General features: G+C 35.6%; 16 protein-coding genes and 1 pseudogene. 9 read left to right on the forward strand and 8 right to left on the reverse strand.

The window, feature by feature from the left end:
- Positions 1 to 92 precede the first annotated feature (92 nt).
- The gene (locus tag ACM55M_RS02475; RefSeq protein ID WP_416855905.1) at positions 93 to 1,439 is read left to right on the forward strand and encodes a serine hydrolase domain-containing protein; all 1,347 of its coding nucleotides are present in this window, start codon (positions 93 to 95) and stop codon (positions 1,437 to 1,439) included.
- A gap of 62 nt (positions 1,440 to 1,501) precedes the next feature.
- Here the strand turns inward: ACM55M_RS02475 and sufD are convergent, their stop codons facing one another.
- The 6 genes from sufD to ACM55M_RS02505 all read right to left on the reverse strand — a co-directional run bounded on the left by sufD (position 1,502) and on the right by ACM55M_RS02505 (position 5,946).
- On the reverse strand, positions 1,502 to 2,818 hold the full coding sequence (gene sufD, locus ACM55M_RS02480; RefSeq protein ID WP_416855906.1) for a Fe-S cluster assembly protein SufD: 1,317 nt from the start codon (positions 2,816 to 2,818) through the stop codon (positions 1,502 to 1,504).
- Positions 2,819 to 2,899: 81 nt separating this feature from the next.
- The gene (gene sufC, locus ACM55M_RS02485) at positions 2,900 to 3,652 is read right to left on the reverse strand and encodes a Fe-S cluster assembly ATPase SufC (protein ID WP_416842285.1); all 753 of its coding nucleotides are present in this window, start codon (positions 3,650 to 3,652) and stop codon (positions 2,900 to 2,902) included.
- Positions 3,653 to 3,664: 12 nt separating this feature from the next.
- Positions 3,665 to 3,937 carry a Txe/YoeB family addiction module toxin gene (locus ACM55M_RS02490; RefSeq protein ID WP_416855907.1) on the reverse strand — a complete coding sequence of 91 codons (273 nt, stop codon included), beginning with the start codon at positions 3,935 to 3,937 and terminating at the stop codon, positions 3,665 to 3,667.
- On the reverse strand, positions 3,928 to 4,131 hold the full coding sequence (locus ACM55M_RS02495; protein WP_416855908.1) for a DUF2683 family protein: 204 nt from the start codon (positions 4,129 to 4,131) through the stop codon (positions 3,928 to 3,930). The genes ACM55M_RS02490 and ACM55M_RS02495 overlap by 10 nt, the downstream gene beginning before the upstream one ends.
- Before the next feature lie 18 nt (positions 4,132 to 4,149).
- On the reverse strand, positions 4,150 to 5,598 hold the full coding sequence (sufB, locus tag ACM55M_RS02500) for a Fe-S cluster assembly protein SufB (RefSeq protein WP_416855909.1): 1,449 nt from the start codon (positions 5,596 to 5,598) through the stop codon (positions 4,150 to 4,152).
- 18 nt (positions 5,599 to 5,616) lie between these two features.
- Positions 5,617 to 5,946 carry a HesB/IscA family protein gene (locus ACM55M_RS02505; RefSeq protein ID WP_416848467.1) on the reverse strand — a complete coding sequence of 110 codons (330 nt, stop codon included), beginning with the start codon at positions 5,944 to 5,946 and terminating at the stop codon, positions 5,617 to 5,619.
- Positions 5,947 to 6,113: 167 nt separating this feature from the next.
- Here ACM55M_RS02505 and ACM55M_RS02510 point away from each other — a divergent pair, with 167 nt between their 5' ends.
- The 4 genes from ACM55M_RS02510 (at position 6,114) to ACM55M_RS02525 (ending at position 12,409) form a co-directional block, all read left to right on the forward strand.
- Entirely contained in the window at positions 6,114 to 6,974 is an 861-nt protein-coding gene (locus ACM55M_RS02510; RefSeq protein ID WP_416855911.1) for an MBL fold metallo-hydrolase, read from the forward strand.
- 72 nt (positions 6,975 to 7,046) lie between these two features.
- On the forward strand, positions 7,047 to 8,675 hold the full coding sequence (locus ACM55M_RS02515; RefSeq protein WP_416855912.1) for a S8 family peptidase: 1,629 nt from the start codon (positions 7,047 to 7,049) through the stop codon (positions 8,673 to 8,675).
- Positions 8,676 to 8,860: 185 nt separating this feature from the next.
- The gene (locus ACM55M_RS02520; protein WP_416855914.1) at positions 8,861 to 10,471 is read left to right on the forward strand and encodes a S8 family peptidase; all 1,611 of its coding nucleotides are present in this window, start codon (positions 8,861 to 8,863) and stop codon (positions 10,469 to 10,471) included.
- Positions 10,472 to 10,534: 63 nt separating this feature from the next.
- Positions 10,535 to 12,409 (forward strand): M1 family metallopeptidase, encoded by a 1,875-nt coding sequence (locus ACM55M_RS02525; protein ID WP_416856282.1) that lies wholly within the window; start codon positions 10,535 to 10,537, stop codon positions 12,407 to 12,409.
- 64 nt (positions 12,410 to 12,473) lie between these two features.
- Here ACM55M_RS02525 and ACM55M_RS02530 read toward each other — a convergent pair whose 3' ends face one another.
- Entirely contained in the window at positions 12,474 to 13,421 is a 948-nt protein-coding gene (locus ACM55M_RS02530) for an L-threonine 3-dehydrogenase (protein ID WP_416855915.1), read from the reverse strand.
- A gap of 310 nt (positions 13,422 to 13,731) precedes the next feature.
- Here ACM55M_RS02530 and ACM55M_RS02535 point away from each other — a divergent pair, with 310 nt between their 5' ends.
- Positions 13,732 to 14,334, forward strand: a complete 603-nt coding sequence (locus ACM55M_RS02535) for a hypothetical protein (protein ID WP_416855916.1) — start codon at positions 13,732 to 13,734, stop codon at positions 14,332 to 14,334.
- Positions 14,327 to 17,692 carry a transcription-repair coupling factor gene (mfd, locus tag ACM55M_RS02540; protein ID WP_416855917.1) on the forward strand — a complete coding sequence of 1,122 codons (3,366 nt, stop codon included), beginning with the start codon at positions 14,327 to 14,329 and terminating at the stop codon, positions 17,690 to 17,692. The genes ACM55M_RS02535 and mfd overlap by 8 nt, the downstream gene beginning before the upstream one ends.
- 88 nt (positions 17,693 to 17,780) lie before the next feature.
- Here the strand turns inward: mfd and ACM55M_RS02545 are convergent, their stop codons facing one another.
- A complete protein-coding gene (locus ACM55M_RS02545) occupies positions 17,781 to 18,224 on the reverse strand; it encodes a peptidase associated/transthyretin-like domain-containing protein (RefSeq protein ID WP_416855919.1) in 444 nt (147 codons plus the stop codon).
- 351 nt (positions 18,225 to 18,575) lie between these two features.
- Between ACM55M_RS02545 and ACM55M_RS02550 the strand changes: the two are divergent.
- Positions 18,576 to 19,505 (forward strand): annotated as a pseudogene (locus ACM55M_RS02550) (helix-turn-helix domain-containing protein).
- Positions 19,506 to 19,777: 272 nt separating this feature from the next.
- The gene (locus tag ACM55M_RS02555; RefSeq protein ID WP_416855920.1) at positions 19,778 to 20,545 is read left to right on the forward strand and encodes an SDR family NAD(P)-dependent oxidoreductase; all 768 of its coding nucleotides are present in this window, start codon (positions 19,778 to 19,780) and stop codon (positions 20,543 to 20,545) included.
- Positions 20,546 to 20,602: the final 57 nt, after the last annotated feature.

Genomic DNA, 20,602 nt, shown 5'->3' on the forward strand with positions numbered 1-20,602 from the left:
TACTTCTATTAATTTCAGTGTTTTATTAACATGAAATTCAAGGATCCGTGGCTAAAAAATAATTATATTGCATTGTTTTACAATTAGCTACCATGAAAAAAATTTTCAAGTTTGTTGGTTTTACCTCTTTTATCGGAATCTTTTATTTTGGGTTCACCACCTATCCAAAACTGGATTTGATTTCTGGCTTTTCGGCCAAAAGCATCGCTTCGGGACATTTTATTGACAATCGTTCCCAGGAAATGATTGAGAAAGGCGACAATGATATCGATTTGATTGATTTGGCCAAAAACAAAATCGAGGATATCGGAAAATATGCCGCCGCTTCAGTGTATGGTTTGAAAGAGCGAAAAGCGATTTACCGGGAAGGACTGGGAGTGACTTTAATCAATGATGATTTTGATGTTACGAAACCGTATTTGGTCCCCAAAAGAACAAAACTAAACAATAATTTGCCTTTTCCGTATGGCAATAACGAACCAAAAGACACGATTTTTAGTGCCGTTGATTACGCCAAATTAAATACGGCTGTCGCCAATGCTTTCGATAAAAGAGGTGAAATCAAGAAAAGAACACGTTCTATATTAGTAATTTATAAAGATAAAATCATTGCCGAAAAATACGATACGGGTTTCGATAAAAACAGTAAATTATTGGGATGGTCGATGACTAAAAGTATCACGAGCGCGTTGTTTGGAGTTCTTCAAAAACAAGGAAAATACAACATTTACAAACCGGCTTCCATTAAGGAGTGGCAAAATGATGAGCGAAAAATCATTACCACCAATGATTTGCTCCACATGAATTCCGGTTTGGAATGGGAAGAGAAATATGATAAAATTAGTGATGTGACAAAAATGCTTTTTGAGGTCGAAGACATGTCGCGGGTACAACTCGAGAAACCAGCGGCATTCAAGCCAAATACACATTGGAATTATTCTTCTGGAACGACAAATTTGCTTTCCGGGATTTTACGGCAACAATTCAAAACGCATCAGGAATATTTAGATTTCTGGTATTCGGCTTTAATTGATAAAATAGGGATGAACTCGATGGTTGTAGAAACGGATATGGCAGGAAATTATGTGGGTTCGTCATACGGTTGGGCAACCACCCGAGATTGGTCGAAATTTGGGTTGTTGTATTTGCATAAAGGCAATTGGTATGGCGAACAAATTTTAGACAAGAGTTGGGTGAAATATACAGCAACTCCCACGAATACTTCAAACGGAAGATACGGCGGACACTTTTGGCTCAATGCCGGCGGACATTTTCCCGATGTTCCCAGAGATATGTTTTACTGTAGTGGTTTTCAAGGTCAGATGGTGGCGATTATTCCGTCACTTGATTTAGTGATTGTACGAATGGGTTTAAAAAAAGACTCTAATTTTGATTTTAATGGAATGTTGAGTGGGATTGTAGGGAGTTTGAAGAAATAAATAACCCTTTCAGAGTTTTAAACTCAGAAAGGGTTATTATAGAACTTTTTTCTTAGGAAGTCTTACAAATCAAATCCCAATTTTACGCCTAATTTATTAGCGATAATTGTAGTAATTCGTTTTTTGAGTTCCGGTATTTTGATATTTTCGATAACAGCATTCGAGAACGCATACATCAATAACGCTTTGGCTTCTTTTTTAGGGATTCCACGTGCTTGCATATAGAACATTGCTGTTTCATCCAATTGTCCAACAGTACAACCGTGAGAACATTTTACGTCATCAGCAAAAATTTCCAATTGTGGTTTTGCATTTATAGTTGCTTTGTCGCTCAATAAAATATTGTTGCTTTTTTGGAACGCATTCGTTTTTTGAGCATCTTTCTCCACATACACTTTTCCGTTGAAAACTCCTGTAGAACGATCGGAATAGATTCCTTTATAATCTTGGAAACTTTCGCAATTTGGAGCGGAGTGTTTCACCAAAGTATAATGATCTACATGTTGTTTTTCACCGATAATCGTTATTCCGTTTAAAGTGCTTGTCAATCGTTCACCAAAGTGATAAAAATTCAAGTTGTTTCTCGTTAAGTTTCCTCCAAAAGAGAAGGTGTGAACAGAAACGTGACTTTCTTGTTTTTGAGAAACGTAGGTGTTGTCAATTAAATTTCCTTCAAGGGTATCGTTTTGAATTTTGTAATAATCAACGATAGCACGTTTTTGGGCAAAAATCTCGGTAACGGAATTCGTTAACACTGGATTTTCGGTTAAACTTTGATGACGCTCGATAATTTGAACATGGGAATTCTCTCCTACAATCACCAAGTTTCTTGGTTGAACTAAAAGTGCCGCTTCGTTTCCAGTTGAGAAATACATAATCTCAATAGGTTTGTCAGCCACTTTACTTTTTGGGACGTGGATATACGCTCCTTCATTGGCGAAAGCCGTATTCAAAGAGGTCAAACTTTCGTCGGTACTCGCTATTTTATTAAAAAACGTATCAATAACCATTTTGTATTTTGGTTTGTTCAATGCCGATGACATCAAACAAACATCGATTCCGTCGTGTGTTGTTGACGATAAATGCGAACTGAAAATCCCGTCAATAAACACCACTTTATAAGTGTCTATTTCGTGTAAAAAGTATTTTTTTACTTGGTTAAATTCAATTGCATTTTCTTTCTTTGGAAAAACGGTAAAGTCATTTTTTAAGATGGCGTTTAGCGAAGTGTATTTCCAAGCTTCGTCTTTTTTGGTTGGGAAACCTTTATTTTCAAAGTTTTTTATAGCTGAAGTTCTCACGTCATGAAGTTCAGATTGAACATCGACACGCTCTTCGAAAGCCATAAAAGACGATAGTAATTTTTCTTTCAATTCCATATTCTTTATTGTTTAAAGTCTAAGGTTTCAAAGTTTAAAGTTATCTTGTGGCAACTTTAAACTTTGAACTTTAAACAAAATTTATGCTTCTTGTTCTTGTTTAATCCAGTCGTATCCTTTTTCTTCCAGTTCATGCGCTAATTCTTTTCCACCGGATTTTACAATTTTTCCATTGTATAATACATGAACGAAATCAGGAACGATATAGTCTAATAATCTTTGGTAGTGCGTAATAACCACGATTGCATTTTTGTCGCTTTTTAGTTTGTTAACGCCATTTGCAACAATACGCAAGGCATCAATGTCAAGTCCAGAATCGGTTTCGTCAAGAATAGCCAATTTTGGTTCCAACATTGCCATTTGGAAAATTTCGTTACGTTTTTTCTCTCCACCAGAAAATCCTTCGTTTAAAGAACGGGAAAGAAATTTTCTGTCAATTTCTAATAATTCTGATTTCTCACGAATCACTTTTAGCATTTCGTTAGAAGGCATTTCTTCCTGACCGTTTGCTTTACGCGTTTCGTTGATCGCTGTTCTGATGAAGTTCGTTACCGAAACTCCTGGAATTTCTACTGGATATTGAAACGATAAGAACACACCTTTGTGCGCTCTTTCTTCTGGAGCCAATTCAGAAAGGTCTTCTCCGTCTAAAGAGATTTCCCCTTCGGTTACTTCGTAGTTTTCGTTTCCTGCAATGATTGAAGCAAGGGTACTTTTTCCAGCACCGTTTGGCCCCATTATCGCGTGAATTTCTCCCGCTTTTACTTCAAGATTGATTCCTTTTAATATTTCTTTGTCTCCAATGGAGGCGTGTAAATTTTTTATTGATAACATTTGTTTCTTTGTTTATTCGTAATGACCTTTTAATGACAAAATGTCTAATATTTCAATTGTATTTTCTTCGGTAACTTTATATATAATGCGATGTTCTTGATTTATTCTTCTTGACCATTTTCCAGAAAGTTGGTGTTTCAATTGTTCCGGTTTTCCTATTCCTTCAAAAGGATGTAGTTGAATGTCTTCGATTAAATCTGTAATTTTATGTAAAATATTTTTATTTCCGGATTTAATCCAAAAATCTAAATCCTTTTTCGCTTTAGGTGTAAATACTATTTGCATAACTCCCTTAGCTCATCAAGAGTCATTTTAATACCTTTTCCGTCTTTAATACTTTGCTCGGCTTCCAAAATTTCTTTTACAAATTCTGGATTATATGGTTTTTCTTCTTCTACAATTTCAAAACCAAGCGATTTTGCCAATGATTTCAACACTGGAAAATCTTTTTTCTTTACATTTTTTAAAACCAGATCCATAACTAATAGATTTAAATTTTATCCTACCGAACCTTCTAACGAAATTTCTAATAATTTCTGTGCTTCCACGGCAAATTCCATTGGCAACTTATTCAATACCTCTTTACTGAAACCGTTTACGATTAAGGCAATGGCTTTTTCGGTTGGAATTCCACGTTGGTTGCAATAGAAAACTTGGTCTTCGCCAATTTTACTTGTCGTAGCCTCATGTTCGATTTTTGCCGATGGATTTTTACTTTCGATATATGGAAAAGTATGCGCGCCACAATTGTTCCCCATTAATAACGAATCACATTGTGAAAAGTTTCTGGCGTTATCCGCTCTGGCACTAATTTGAACCAAACCACGGTAACTATTTTGTGATTTTCCAGCAGAAATTCCTTTAGAAATAATGGTCGATTTAGTGTCTTTTCCTAAATGGATCATTTTGGTTCCTGTATCGGCTTGTTGGAAATTATTGGTTACGGCAATCGAATAAAATTCTCCCACTGAATTGTCTCCTTTTAAAATAACAGAAGGGTATTTCCAAGTTATAGCGGACCCGGTCTCCACTTGTGTCCAAGAAATTTTTGCGTTTTTCTCGCAGATACCTCTTTTGGTCACAAAATTAAAAACTCCACCTTTTCCTTCTTTATTTCCCGGATACCAGTTTTGAACGGTAGAATATTTTATTTCGGCATTATCTAAAGCGATTAGTTCCACTACAGCAGCGTGCAATTGGTTTTCGTCACGACTTGGTGCAGTACAGCCTTCCAAGTACGAAACATAGCTGCCTTCGTCAGCAACTAATAATGTTCGCTCGAATTGTCCAGTTCCTGCCTGATTGATTCTAAAATAAGTCGAAAGTTCCATTGGGCAACGAACACCTTTTGGAATATAACAGAAAGAACCATCAGAGAAAACTGCTGAATTCAGCGCCGCGTAAAAGTTGTCTTTTTGTGGCACAACCGTTCCTAAATATTTACGAACTAATTCTGGATGCTCTTTAATAGCTTCAGAAATACTCATAAAGATAATTCCTTTTTCGCCTAATGTTTTCTTGAAAGTAGTCGCTACTGAAACCGAATCCACTACAATATCCATGGCGACATTATTCATCATCTTTTGCTCATCGACAGAGATACCTAACTTTTTGTACATTTCTAAAAGTTCAGGATCTACATCGTCTAATGTTTTATTAGGATCTACTGCTTTTGGAGCAGAATAATAAGAAATAGCCTGAAAATCAGGTTTAGTATAATGCACATTAGCCCATTCTGGCTCTGTCATTAGCTCCCAAGCACGAAAAGCCTCAAGACGCCAATCGGTCATCCATTGTGGCTCTCCTTTTTTGTGCGAAATAGCACGAACAATATCTTCATTTAAACCAATAGGAAACGTTTCTGATTCTAATTCGGTATAAAATCCGTATTCGTATTCTTTAGTTTCGAGTTCGATTTTTAAGTCGTCTTCGGTATATTTTGACATATTTTTTTATTTAATGTTTTACAGAGAAAATGATTCTCCGCAACCACAAGTTCTATTGGCATTTGGGTTGTTGAAAATAAATCCTTTTCCATTTATTCCTCCTGAAAATTCTAATATTGTTCCGGCCAAGTACAGAAAAGATTTTTTTTCTACAGCAATGGTTATATCGTTGTCAACAAAAATCTTATCGTCTTCGTTTTTCGTTTTATCAAATTTTAAATCATAAGACAATCCAGAACATCCGCCGCTTTTTACACCAACTCTTACGTAGTCAGTTGCAGCATCAAAACCATCATCTTTCATTAAATCGATGATTTTTTTTCTTGCAGTGTCAGAAACTTTTATCATAGCTTATATTGATTTTGTCTAAATTAAGGACAAAGATAGTGCATAAAAATCTTTTTCCATAATTGATAACATTTTTATAGCTAATGTCAAAATAGAAAAAACCTATTCGAAACCGATAAAAGCGTTTGAATTCCTTAACTTTGATTCCACTCGATAAAAGAAAAAACATGAAATTATATCCTATAGAAACTGGGAATTTTAAATTAGATGGTGGCGCGATGTTTGGAGTTGTTCCAAAAACCATTTGGAATAAAACCAATCCAGCCGATGAAAATAACCTGATTGATATTGCTGCGCGGTGCCTATTAATCGAAGATGGTAATAAATTGATTTTGATTGATACCGGAATGGGAAACAAACAATCCGAGAAATTTTTTGGCCATTATTCGCTTTGGGGAACGCATTCCATGGATAAATCTTTGGCTAAGTTTGGTTTTCATCGGGATGATATTACTGATGTTTTTATGACACATTTGCATTTTGACCATTGCGGTGGAAGTGTGCAATGGAATGCTGAAAAAACAGGTTATGAACCCGCTTTTAAAAAGGCTAAGTTTTGGAGTAATGACAGCCATTGGGAATGGGCAACAAAACCAAATTCCAGAGAAAAAGCATCTTTCTTAGCCGAAAATATTTTACCGATGCAGGAAAGCGGACAGCTCCATTTCATCCAAAGACCGGAGGGTGATTTTCTTGAAAAATCGGAGCTGGGTTTTGGTATTTTCTTTCCCGATGGCCATACCGAAAAGCAAATGATTCCACACATTCAATATCAGGATAAAACAATTGTTTTTTGTGCCGATTTATTGGCGACAGCCGGACATATTCCAATTCCTTATGTGATGGGGTATGATACCAGGCCACTTCTAACATTAGACGAGAAATCAAAATTTATGAACGCCGCTGCCGAAAATAATTACTATTTATTTTTGGAACACGATGCCCACAACGAAATAATAACTGTTGAAAAAACGGAAAAAGGAGTTCGATTAGCTGCAGTTTTTACTTGTGATCAAATCCTAACATAATGTTAATCCTAAATATTTTTGTAACAAAATAATTTATTTTAGACTAATTTTGTAACTTTTAAAAACGTACATATGAATAGCATTAAACCCATTTACATTTCTGTATTTGCATTATTGGCTCTTGCAGGCTGCGGAGCTTCTAAACAAATTTCTAATTCTGCAATAACAGGCACTGCGATAAGTGCGCCGCTAAATATTAAAAAAGTTGCGCCTATTAGTGAAATCGAATTAAAACGTTGGAGCCATCTAGATATCGTAAAAGATACTATTCCGGGAATGAGTGTTGATAAAGCGTATACCGAATTATTGAAAGATAAAAAGGGTGTAAAAGTTATCGTGGGGATTGTAGATTCTGGAGTTGATATTGAACACGAAGATTTAAAATCGGTTGTTTGGACCAATACAAAAGAAATAGCCGGAAACGGAATTGATGATGATAAAAACGGATATGTCGATGATATTCACGGTTGGAATTTTTTAGGAGATATTACCAAGGAACATTATGAATATGAACGAATTATCAAAAATAAGAATCTTGTTGACGAAGTAACTTATCAGGCTGCAAAAGCTTTTAGTGATACTAAAATGGCTGATGCCGCTAAAGGAAAAGCGCGTTCGGAACAAATGTTAGTGACCTTAAACGAGAATGATGCCGTTTTAGTGAAACATTTTGGAAAATCAGTTTATACGATTGAAGAGGCAAAAGCGATTGTTTCACAAGAACCGGAAATGCAAAAAAGTAAGGCTGCCATGGAACAGATGTTTTCTTATGGGATGCCTATAGCGGAGCTGAAAGTTGCTGTTCAAAAACAATTAGATGGTATCAATGCGCTTTTACAAGGAGAAAATCTAAAATTAGATTACAGAAAAGTTGTTGGAGACAATCCGGAAGATATAAAAGATACTAAATACGGGAACAATAATGTTATGGGTCCGGACAAGAATGAAATTCTTCATGGAACTCACGTTGCCGGAATTGTTGCTCAAACTAGAAACAACGCATTAGGCGGCGACGGAGTGGCAAATAATGTTGAAATTTTAACCGTTCGTGCGGTACCAAATGGAGATGAATATGATAAAGATATAGCACTTGGGATTCGTTATGCGGTTGATAATGGTGCTAAAGTAATTAACGGAAGTTTTGGAAAAAGCTTTTCACCACACAAACAATGGGTTTATGATGCTATTAAATATGCCGAAAAAAAGGATGTATTAATTGTTCATGCGGCCGGAAATGATGCAAAAAATATCGATACCGAAAATAATTTCCCTAACGATTCTGATGATAAAGTAACCGAGTTTGCTGATAATGTAATCACCATTGGAGCATTAAATTTTGAATACGGAAACAAAGTAGTGGCACGATTTTCTAATTTTGGAAAAACTAATGTTGACGTTTTTGCACCTGGGGTGAAAATTTATGCGACCACACCAAATGATTCTTATAAATACTTACAAGGAACATCAATGGCTTCGCCAAATGTTGCCGGAGTTGCAGCATTAATTCGTTCGTATTACCCAAAATTATCGGCACAACAGGTAAAACATATTTTAATGGATTCAGGAGTAGCGATTACAACAGATGCTATTGTTGGTGGAAAACCAAATGACACGCGATCTTTTACTACTTTATCTAAATCAGGAAAAATAGTAAATGCTTACAATGCGTTATTGATGGCAGAAAAAATGGCTAAAAAATAACAAATCAGTTTATTTATAAATGGAAAGGCAATCTGTCTTTCCATTTTCCATTTAATCTATATAAGAACTCCTCTGAAATTTATTCTTTTGCTTTCGAACAAATCTTAATGGAGTGTTAATCCATTTAAATTCTGTCACAAAAAAACATAATTTAGGCCCCACATTATAATTTAAATTTTTTATAAATGAACCATATTAAACCAATCTACTATTCTGCCGTTGCTTTTTTTGCATTAGTGGGATGTACTGCTCAAAAACAAGTTTCCAAAACGATTACACCTATAACTATAAGTTCGCCGTTAATCATTAAGAAAGTTACACCTATAAGTGAAGCTGATTTAAAACGTTGGAGTCATTTAGATTTAGTGAAAGATACGATTCCCGGAATGAGTGTTGATAAAGCGTATTCTGAATTATTGAAAAATAAAAAAGGAGTAAAAGTTATCGTGGGGATTGTAGATTCAGGAGTTGATATTGATCATGAAGATTTAAAATCAGTGATTTGGACGAATGCTAAAGAAATTCCCGGTAACGGAATTGACGATGATAAAAACGGATTTGTTGATGATATTCACGGCTGGAATTTCCTTGGAGATTCAGGATTTGAAAATCTGGAAATGACTCGGATTCTGAAAAAAACAGATGATGGATCAGTGACCTATAAAAATGCTAAAGCAGATTATGAAAAGAAATATAATGAAGCTTTAGAGGGGAAACAACAAGTAGATTTTCTTTTGAATACAAATAAAGTGATTCAAACCTATTTAAAGAAAGACGATTATACACTTGAAGAATTGAATGCAATTGTGAGTACTGATGAAGTGTTGAATAAAAGTAAAATGATTATGACGCGGATTATTGGCCAGTCCGGGCCAAAATTTACTGCAGACATCGAAGAATACAAAAAGTATATTTACGATCAATTGAATTATAATTTGAATAAAGAATTTAACGGCAGAAAAATTGTTGGCGATAATCCGGATGATATTAAGGATACCAAATACGGGAACAATATTGTTTATGGACCCGATAAAGAAGAAGCATTGCACGGAACTCACGTGGCCGGAATTATCGCCCAGGTGAGAAACAACAATATTGGAGGTGACGGAGTTGCAAGTACTGTTGAGATTATGGCCGTGAGAGCCGTTCCTAACGGAGATGAATATGATAAAGATATTGCTTTAGCGATTCGTTATGCGGTTGACAATGGTGCTAAAGTAATCAACGGAAGTTTTGGAAAAAGCTATTCTCCACACAAGCAATGGGTTTTTGATGCTATAAAATACGCTGAAAAGAAAGATGTTTTGTTTGTACACGCGTCAGGAAATGACGGGAATGATATTGATTTAGAAAAAAACATCAATTTTCCAAATGATTCCGAAGACAATAAAATAGAGTTTGCCAATAATGTTCTAACTGTTGGAGCCTTGAATAATGCCTATGGGGAAACGGTGGTTGCGCCATTTTCGAATTATGGAGCCATCAATGTAGATGTGTACGCTCCGGGAATGGAAATTTATGCCTCGGTTCCAAATAATAAGTATAAGTACGAACAAGGAACCTCTATGGCTTCGCCAAATGCAGCTGGAGTGGCCGCATTAGTTCGTTCGTATTATCCTAAACTATCAGCCAAGCAAGTAAAACAAATCTTAATGGATTCTGGAACACCACTGCCCGCATCAGTAGAATTAGGGGAGAATAATGAAAAAAAATCGGTAACTGATACTTCAAAATCAGGCAAAATGATCAACGCTTACAATGCTTTGATCTTGGCTGAAAGAATGTCTAAAAATTAAATTCAAATAGTTGTTAATCTAATGGGAGGGCTTTAGCTCTTCCATTTTTTATTATAAAAAATGATACGAAAACTCCTTTTACTCTCTTTTATCACACTTAATTGTAGTGTTTTATTGGCACAAAGTTCCACGTATTGGCAGCAACACGTTGCTTATAAAATGGACGTTACCATGGATGTGAAGAATTATCAATACAAGGGAAAACAGGAATTGGTATATACCAATAATTCTCCTGACACTTTGAGAAAAGTGTATTACCATTTATTCAATAATGCGTTCCAACCCGGAAGTGAAATGGATGCCAGAATCCAAAGCATCAAAGATCCGGATGCCCGAATGGTCAATAAAATAAAAGTAGGCGGTGTAGAGGTTAAAGAAAGCCGAATCAAAACCTTAAAACCTAACGAAATTGGGTATTTGAAAATTACTAATTTCAAGCAAGATGGAAGTGTCGCTTCCGCAAAAACGGTAGGAACGATTCTTGAAGTTACTTTGGCAAAGCCAATTCTACCGAATTCAAAAACTACTTTTACGTTGGATTTTGACGGTCAGGTTCCAGTCCAAATTCGTCGTTCCGGAAGAAATAATGTGGAAGGAATAGAATTATCAATGGCACAATGGTATCCAAAAATTGCCGAATTCGATTTCGAAGGCTGGCATGCAGATCCTTATATCGCCAGAGAATTTCAGGGTGTTTGGGGGGATTTTGATGTAAATATTACCATCGACAAGGATTACATTTTAGGGGGATCCGGTTATTTACAAAACCAAAACCAAATTGGACATGGATATCAAGATACTGGAGTTATAGTGGTTTATCCAAAGAAAACAAAAACATTGACGTGGCATTTTATTGCGCCAATGGTTCATGATTTTACTTGGGCTGCCGATAAAAATTATATCCATGATGTCGTCAAAGGACCTAATAACGTTGATTTACATTTCTTATATAAAAGTAATCCAAAGACGATGGAAAATTGGAAACAATTAGAGCCATTAATGGTTGATGTGATGGATTTTTACAATAAGAAAATTGGAAATTATCCTTACAAGCAATATTCCTTTATTCAAGGTGGCGATGGCGGAATGGAATATGCCATGTGTACGTTGATGTTGGGTGACGGAACTTTGAAAGGGATTTTAGGAACTGCAACACATGAGTTGGGACATTCTTGGTTTCAACATGTTTTGGCTTCCAATGAATCCAAACATCCTTGGATGGATGAAGGTTTTACTACTTACGTTGAGGATTTGGCATTGAATGAAATAGCAGCCAAAAAAGAAGAAAATCCATTCAAAGGAAATTATAAGGCGTATTATTCCTTAGTGGATTCCGGGAAGGAGCAACCGCAAACTACTCATGGCGACCGGTATGATGAAAACAGACCGTACAGCATTTCGTCATACGTAAAAGGTAGTATTTTCTTGTCTCAATTAGGGTACGTGATTGGAGAGGATAACTTGGACAAAACAATAAAAAAATATTACCATGATTTTAAGTTCAAACATCCTACACCAAATGATATCAAGAGAACTGCGGAACGTGTTTCAGGAGCAAATTTAGATTGGTATTTAGTGGACTGGGCTGAAACTACCAATACAATTGATTATGGAATCGCAGCTGTAAAAGAAAATGCCGACAAAACGGTTGTAACACTAGAAAGAATAGGCAGAATGCCAATGCCAATCGATTTGACGGTAGAATATGTTGATGGAACAACAGAAAATTTTTACATTCCGTTGCGCATGATGAGTTTCGAAAAAGAAAATCCGAATCCCGCTGTAAAAAGAACAGTTCTGAATGATTGGACTTGGGCGTATCCAACTTTTGAGTTTACAATTGCTAAACCCAAAACAGCCATCAAGAAAATCACGATTGATCCAAGCGGTTTAATGGCCGATGTAAAACAAGCTAATAATGTTTATGAAATAAAGTAATTTTTCATAAAACCAAAAAGAGTCTAGTTTAAGCTAGACTCTTTTTGGTTTTATGTAATGAATTTTATTTTTCGGCGCTCAAATTTTTCAACATATCCACGGTCATGGATTCCAAATCAAATTTGTGTTTCCAATTCCAATCTTTTCTGGCTTCAGCATCATCAATACTTGCCGGCCAACTATCGGCTATTTTTTGACGAAAGTCAGGTTTGTAGGTAACGGTAAATTCAGGAATGTGTTTTTTGATTTCGGCGGCAATCTCTGTTGGTGTAAAACTCATTGCCGCTAGATTATATGAAGAATGAATTTTTATTTGTTCAACCGGCGCCTGCATAATTTGTATCGTTGCAGTAATGGCGTCATCCATATACATCATCGGCATTTTAGTTTCAGAGGATAAAAAACATTCGTATTTTTTGTCCGAAAGTGCTTTATGGAAAATATCTACGGCATAATCTGTAGTTCCACCACCGGGAGGCGTAGACCAGCTGATTAAACCAGGATAACGGATACTTCGCACATCAACTCCAAAAATAGTATGGTAGTATTCACACCATCTTTCACCCGATTGTTTGCTGATTCCGTAAACCGTTGAAGGTTCCATAATGGTATATTGGGGCGTGTTTTCTTTGGGTGTTGTTGGGCCAAAAACAGCAATGCTGGAAGGCCAGAATATCTTTTTTATTTTTTTGGCTTTCGCCAAATTCAAAACGTGAAACAAGGAGTTCATATTTAAATCCCAAGCAAAAGCAGGATTTTTCTCGGCCGTTGCCGATAATAATGCCGCCATAAGATAGATTTCATCGATTTGATGAATCTCTACAAGATGCTCAATTTGATTGAAATCCAGCGCATTTATCACTTCGAAAGGACCCGAATTGACTACGTCATTATTCAGTTTTCGAATGTCAGAAGCTATTACGTTTTCGGTTCCATATATTTCTCGCAACTTATGGGTAAGTTCCGTTCCAATTTGTCCACAAGCGCCTATAATTAATATTTTCGTACTCATTTTGTCTGTTTTGAAATACAAAGATAACGTTTTCGTAAATAACACAAATTTGATATAAAAAGTTATAAATTCACTAAAATGGTGTTTAAAATGGGTGTAAAATTCTTAATTTTTGTTTTTTTAAAGCCAAAAAGAGCTTCAAGAATATTAGATTGTTATTCCTATGGTGTAATTCGTAATTATAAATTTACTTCGTAACTTTGTACTTTAATGAAAATTCAAATTGAAAGGAGCATAATGGGAATTTTATGCAAAAAATCGGAAGATGTACGCAATTACATGCAACCGCAAAAACAATAAATAGGTACAAATGAAATACAATATAGCAATCTTCTTTTTTCTGATTTTCATTTTGTTCTCGTGTAAAAATGACAATCAGAAACGCATTGCCGAGAATAAGAAAGAGATTAAAAAAAGAGAAATCATATTTAAAAACATAGAGAAAGGCTGGGTTTTTTATGATACGCCAATAACCGAGGCTTCAGAAAAAAGTATCGCCACTTGGAATGAATTGCGTGTGTTTTTGGCTGAATTGGCTCAAAAACCAAAAAAAACCATCGGAGTATTTCAACAAAAAGCAACAGCACTTTCTAAAAAAGCAATGGCTTTAAATGAGAATATTCCTCTAGAGTTCAGTAAGCCCCAGATAAAAAGTAGAATCTCGACTTTAATTACCAAAGTGCGATTGCTTGATTTATTTATTCATTTGGATAATATTCCAGATAAAAAAGTAACGCAACTGGTTGCAGAAATTAATTTGGAATTGGTTTCACTGCAAAGACAAATGGATAAAATTGTTGAAAAAAGTAAAATTCCGGTTGAAGAAGGAGAATCTGACTTATTGAAGATGATGGATACCACAAGAGCAATTCCTAATACACCAATCGACCCAAATCTACCACGCGTTGAGTAAAAAAGCCTTATATAATATTTACGATAATTCGCCAAAAACCCAGCAAATTGTTGCTCGTTTATTGGAAAATAATCAAGTAAAAATGCAGCTGTCGGGATTGCTTGGTTCAGCATTTTCTTTTGTAATTCGTTCCATTTTTAAGAAATCCGAACTTCCTTTTTTGGTTGTTTTAAACAATAAAGAAGAAGCAGCGTATTATTTGAATGACCTCGAACAGATGGTTGGTGAACAGGATGTTTTGTTTTATCCCGGTTCCTACCGTCGTCCGTACCAAATTGAAGAAACGGATAATGCCAACGTTTTGCTTCGCGCCGAAGTCCTGAACAGAATTAATTCCCGTAAAAAACCGGCCATTATTGTCACCTATCCCGAAGCATTATTCGAAAAAGTGGTGACTCGAAAAGAATTGGATAAGAACACGTTGAAAGTAGCTGTTGGAGACAAAATCTCTATTGATTTTATCAATGAAGTATTGTTCGAATACGAATTCAAAAGAGTCGATTTCATTACAGAGCCCGGAGAATTTTCGGTTCGTGGTGGAATTGTCGATGTATTTTCTTTTTCGAACGATAATCCGTACCGAATTGAGTTTTTTGGAGACGAAGTGGAGAGCATCCGTAGTTTTGATGTAGCGACCCAATTGTCGATTTTACAACAGAAGAAAATTACGATAATCCCCAATGTGGAAAACAAAGTTTTTCAGGAAAACCGAGAAAGTTTCTTGGACTACATTTCAGAGAAAACGGTGATTTTTATCCAAAACACCGAAGATTTTTTATCGCAATTAGACAAACAATTTGGCAAAGCCGAAGAAGCTTTCGCAAAATTATCGCAGGAAATAAAACGATCCACACCGGAACAATTGTTCTTGAATCAAACCGAGTTTATAAATAGAGCATTGGATTTCTCCATTGTGGAATTGAGTTCGAAACCTATTTTTAGAACTACCAAAAAAATCGAATTTCACATTCAGCCGCAACCGTCTTTCAATAAACAATTTGATTTGTTGTTGAATAATCTGAATGAAAATCATTTCAATGGGTACAAAAACTATTTGTTTTGTTCGAATGATGCCCAAGCCAAACGGTTTCATGATATTTTTGAAACCTTGGACGAAGCTAATTCGGAGAATATCAGAAAGCAATATCATACCGTTGTTTTGCCCTTGTACCAAGGATTTATTGACGAGGAAAACCAAATCACTTGTTACACCGACCATCAGATTTTTGAGCGTTATCATAAATTCAGCATTAAAAATGGCTATTCGAAAAAACAGAATATTACCTTAAAAGAGCTGACAACCTTATCCGTAGGGGATTATGTGACACACATCGATCACGGAATTGGGCGGTTTGGAGGGTTACAAAAAATACAGGTTGAAGGCAAAACACAGGAAGCCATCAAGCTCGTGTATGCCGATAATGATATTGTGTATGTGAGTATTCATTCGTTGCACAAAATTTCCAAATACAACGGAAAAGACGGAACGCCACCTAAAATTTACAAATTGGGTTCGAACGCCTGGAAGATTCTAAAACAAAAAACCAAGGCGCGCGTCAAACATATTGCCTTCAATTTGATTCAATTGTATGCCAAGCGACGACTGGAAAAAGGATTCCAGTTTGCGCCGGACAGTTATTTGCAAAATGAACTGGAAAGTTCCTTTATTTACGAAGATACGCCGGACCAAACCAAATCAACGGCCGAAGTAAAAGCGGATATGGAAAGCGACAGACCAATGGATCGCTTGGTTTGTGGTGATGTGGGTTTTGGTAAAACCGAAGTCGCTATTCGTGCGGCTTTCAAAGCAGTGGATAACAGCAAACAAGTGGCGATATTAGTTCCTACAACTATTTTAGCGTACCAGCATTACAGAACTTTTACAGAACGAATGAAAGATATGCCGGTTTCTGTGGGGTATTTAAACCGTTTCAGAACGGCCAAACAAAAAGCGGAAACACTAAAATTATTGGCCGAAGGAAAACTGGATATTGTGATCGGAACACACCAATTGGTCAACAAAAATGTAGTTTTCAAAGACTTGGGATTGTTGATTGTGGACGAGGAGCAAAAATTTGGTGTCAACGTAAAAGACAAACTCAAAACCATTGCAGCCAATGTGGATACGCTAACATTGACCGCAACACCTATACCGAGAACGTTGCAGTTCTCGCTTATGGCAGCACGCGATTTATCCGTAATTACAACACCTCCACCAAACAGATATCCTATTGAAACGAACGTAGTTGGCTTTAGTGAAGAATTGATTCGGGATGCGATTTCGTATGAAATTCAGCGCAACGGACAGGTTTTCTTTATCAATAACAGAATAGAAAACATCAAAGAAGTCGCCGGAATGATTCAGCGTTTGGTGCCCAATGCCAGAGTTGGAATCGGTCACGGCCAGATGGAAGGACGAAAACTGGAAGAATTGATGTTGGCTTTCATGAACGGAGAATTTGATGTTTTGGTAGCCACAACCATTATCGAAAGCGGTTTGGACGTTCCTAATGCGAATACTATTTTTATCAATAATGCCAATAATTTCGGCTTGTCTGATTTGCATCAAATGCGGGGTCGGGTAGGACGTAGCAATAAGAAAGCGTTTTGCTATTTTATTTGTCCGCCGTATTCAGCGATGACGGATGATGCGAGAAAACGAATCCAAGCTTTGGAACAATTCAGTGAGCTCGGAAGCGGATTCAATATTGCGATGAAAGATTTGGAGATTCGTGGTGCCGGAGATTTATTGGGAGGCGAACAAAGTGGTTTTATCAATGAAATAGGTTTTGATACGTACCAAAAAATTATGAACGAAGCCATCGATGAATTGAAAGAAAATGAATTCAAGGATTTGTATCCTGAGGAAAATAATTTAGAAACCAAAGAATACGTCAAAGACCTGCAAATCGACACGGATTTTGAGTTGTTATTCTCGGATGAATACATAAATAATGTTTCTGAACGATTGAGTTTGTACAATGAATTGGGCGGTGTGAAAAACGAAGAAGAACTCATCATTTTCCAGAATAAATTGATTGACCGTTTTGGTCCTTTGCCGCCACGAGCGAATGCGTTAATGAATAGCATTCGAATCAAATGGATTGCCACTCGTATTGGAATCGAGAAATTGGTAATGAAACAAGGGAAGATGATCGGGTATTTTGTGTCGGATCAACAATCGGATTATTATCAATCGAATCGTTTTCAGGATGTTTTGCAGTTTGTGCAAAAACACAGCTCTATTTGTAAAATGAAAGAAAAACAAACGCCAGCTGGCTTGAGACTTTTGTTGACTTTTGACAATGTGAAGAATACCAGGACTGCTTTGGAATTAATGGAGATGTTGGGTAAGTAGAAAGGCGTTTTTTTAAATCATTACCATCTACACTTCCCCCTTGTTTGAGAAGGAATAAAGACTAATTTTTTTTCATAACTAATTACAATTAGAAGGCCTGGGTTTTATCTTCACAATTAATAAAAGGTCTATCGTCCTCGGCTAAATAGAAATCAATTTGTATTTCATTTTTATTAGTCAGATCGATAAAATCAGTTTGAATTGTTTTATATCCAGTAAAAATTGCCTCAATATAAAAAAAATCATTTTTAAGATTATTTGTTTTAAAAGTATATTCCCCTTGAGACGAGTTTTGAATTTTAAAACATCCGATAACCAATTGTGCATTGCTTAATATCTTACCGTTTGTTGCATCAAAAACTTTTCCCGTAATTTTTAAATTAATAGGATTGGTTTTTGAGTTTATTTCTATTATTTTTATTTTATATCCTCCTTTATTATAAGTTGGAATTAATATCTTTTCCATGGGAGAGCATGAACTCAAAACCAATAAAAAAATAAAAAGCATTAAAATTGGGTTATGTTTTTTCATGAATTCTTTAAGTATTATTACTAATTATATAGATATTATCTTGATTTAAAAGTAATTTTTTTATTTGAAAGAAAAAAATTACTTTTCTATTTTTAAATGTGCTAAAGAAATTTGTCATGTAAATAAAATATAATTAATAATTTCTATTGAAAATTACAGCTGTTAAAGAGTTTAAAAACTATACCAAAGTTATTTAGCTATAAATTAAATTTAAATCAATCACAATATAGTTGACCAAAAGGAAGGCAATTTTTGTTGTAGGGAAGTAGTTTTTGAAATAAAAACTTTTAGTATCAAAATTCAGGAAGTTTTATAAAATTTGTATATTTGATTTTTGCAAACTCCCTCTCCATGAAATTAAAATCAATAGACGAGTTTTATCAGGAAATTTCTGGAGACTCCGGTACAGAACCGAGCATATTATTACCAAACGGCATCCAAAAAGAAATTGGTCATTTCAATGTTTTTAATATCAAAGAATTGTAAGAAAGACTAAAGGATAAGTCTTTTATGCCTTATGACCGGAGAGCGTATTATAAGATAAGCTTGATCCGAGGAAAAAACAGAGCGGAATATGCTGATAAAATAATTGATATTGAAAAGAATGCTCTTTTATTTGCTACGCCAAAAATCCCCTATCATTATGTGCCGCAAGACCCGCAACAGTCGGGAAATTTTTGTGTTTTTACGAGCGAGTTTCTAACCAAAGATAAAAGCGGAATTGAGCTTGACGAACTCCCTATCTTTAAATCAGACGGTTATCCTGTTTTTGAGCTTTCTGATGAGGACGCCATAGAAATTGATTTGATATTCAAAAAGATACACAAAGAAATTAACTCTGATTATGTGTATAAATACGATTTGATTCGGAATTATGTGGCGGTGTTAATACACTTTGGACAGAAATTACAACCTGTAACTGCCTTATATTCCAAACACAATTCGGCAGCGAGGGTTTCTTCTCTATTCGCGGAATTGCTCGAAAGACAATTCCCCATTGAGTCGCCTCGACAACGATTGGAATTGAAATCTGCCAAAGATTTTGCCGCTCGATTGTCCATTCATGTCAATCATTTGAATAAAGTTTTAAAAGAGAATACGGGTAAAACTACCACCGAGTTAATCAGTAACCGATTGATTCATGAAGCGAAGATTTTATTAAAAGAGACTGATTGGAACATTTCGGAAATTGCGTATTCACTTGGTTTTGAAGAGTTGGCTCATTTTTCTAATTTTTTCAAAAAGCAAACGGCTTTGTCTCCATTATCTTTTAGGGTTTAAATAAATAGAATCCTTTTAAATCTGCAGAATCTGTGTGGCTCTTTATTGTTTTTACGCAGATTCAGCAGATTTCTATTTTTCCTTTTTAAGAATTGCTTATTGAATCACAACACATTTAAGGAATAAAACAGTCAACCTTAAATGGACTCACATTCCTTATATGGTTAAAAAACCATGACTTGAATTTTGCAAACTCTGGATTGATATTTACAATTCGCCAACCTTACTTCTACACTAATTTTGCGGTATTAATTTAAAATAAATTATTTAAGATGGAATTAAACAAAAATAAAATAGCATTAGTAACCGGTGGGAGCCGCGGATTAGGAAAAGACATGGCGTTGAGCCTTGCCAAAAAAGGACTTGACGTAGTGCTCACGTACAACAATAAAAAAGAAGAAGCGGAAGCTGTTGTAAAAGAAATTGAAAAATTAGGACAGAAAGCAGCAGCGATTCAACTGAATGTTGCCGATGTGAATAGTTTTGATTTGTTTTTTCGAAATGTAACCACTGCTTTAAAAAGAACTTTTGGGACTGATAAAATCGATTTTTTAATTAACAATGCAGGTGTTGGGGTTCATGAAAGTTTTTTGACAACCACAGCAACTCAATTTGATGAATTAGTGAATATTCAATTCAAAGGACCTTTTTTTCTGACTCAAAAAGCTTTGGAAATAACGAATGATGGCGGGGGAATTGTAAATATTTCATCTGGATTGACCCGTTTTTCTTTTCCGGGATATGCTGCTTATGCGAGTATGAAAGGAGCAATGGAAACATTAACCAAATACCAAGCGAAAGAATTGGGCGAAAGAAAAATCAGAGTAAATATTGTAGCTCCGGGTGCTATAGAAACAGATTTTGGTGGCGGTGCGGTTCGCGATAATGAACAATTAAATCAATTTATTGCTTCAATAACGGCTTTAGGACGAGTGGGTTTACCTGAAGATATAGGTGGAGTGGTTGCCTTTTTATGCTCTGACGATGCAAAATGGGTGAATGCGCAACGGATTGAAGTTTCGGGAGGAATGAATTTGTAGTTTTTATACATCGTAACTCATAATAAAGTAAAACGATGCTAATAAAAAAGCTTCCAG

Origin of the sequence: Flavobacterium galactosi, assembly GCF_048158585.1 — a bacterium.
Taxonomy (GTDB): Bacteria; Bacteroidota; Bacteroidia; order Flavobacteriales; family Flavobacteriaceae; genus Flavobacterium; species Flavobacterium galactosi.

Bases quoted from the DNA above. Each gene is read 5' to 3' on its own strand.
- ACM55M_RS02475 (WP_416855905.1), top strand. From the start codon at position 93: ATGAAAAAAATTTTCAAGTTTGTTGGTTTTACCTCTTTTATCGGAATC.
- ACM55M_RS02555 (WP_416855920.1), top strand. From the start codon at position 19,778: ATGGAATTAAACAAAAATAAAATAGCATTAGTAACCGGTGGGAGCCGC.
- sufD (WP_416855906.1), bottom strand. From the start codon at position 2,818: ATGGAATTGAAAGAAAAATTACTATCGTCTTTTATGGCTTTCGAAGAG.
- sufC (WP_416842285.1), bottom strand. From the start codon at position 3,652: ATGTTATCAATAAAAAATTTACACGCCTCCATTGGAGACAAAGAAATA.
- ACM55M_RS02545 (WP_416855919.1), bottom strand. From the start codon at position 18,224: ATGAAAAAACATAACCCAATTTTAATGCTTTTTATTTTTTTATTGGTT.
- sufB (WP_416855909.1), bottom strand. From the start codon at position 5,598: ATGTCAAAATATACCGAAGACGACTTAAAAATCGAACTCGAAACTAAA.
- ACM55M_RS02490 (WP_416855907.1), bottom strand. From the start codon at position 3,937: ATGCAAATAGTATTTACACCTAAAGCGAAAAAGGATTTAGATTTTTGG.
- ACM55M_RS02505 (WP_416848467.1), bottom strand. From the start codon at position 5,946: ATGATAAAAGTTTCTGACACTGCAAGAAAAAAAATCATCGATTTAATG.
- ACM55M_RS02530 (WP_416855915.1), bottom strand. From the start codon at position 13,421: ATGAGTACGAAAATATTAATTATAGGCGCTTGTGGACAAATTGGAACG.
- ACM55M_RS02515 (WP_416855912.1), top strand. From the start codon at position 7,047: ATGAATAGCATTAAACCCATTTACATTTCTGTATTTGCATTATTGGCT.
- ACM55M_RS02510 (WP_416855911.1), top strand. From the start codon at position 6,114: ATGAAATTATATCCTATAGAAACTGGGAATTTTAAATTAGATGGTGGC.
- ACM55M_RS02520 (WP_416855914.1), top strand. From the start codon at position 8,861: ATGAACCATATTAAACCAATCTACTATTCTGCCGTTGCTTTTTTTGCA.
- ACM55M_RS02535 (WP_416855916.1), top strand. From the start codon at position 13,732: ATGAAATACAATATAGCAATCTTCTTTTTTCTGATTTTCATTTTGTTC.
- ACM55M_RS02495 (WP_416855908.1), bottom strand. From the start codon at position 4,131: ATGGATCTGGTTTTAAAAAATGTAAAGAAAAAAGATTTTCCAGTGTTG.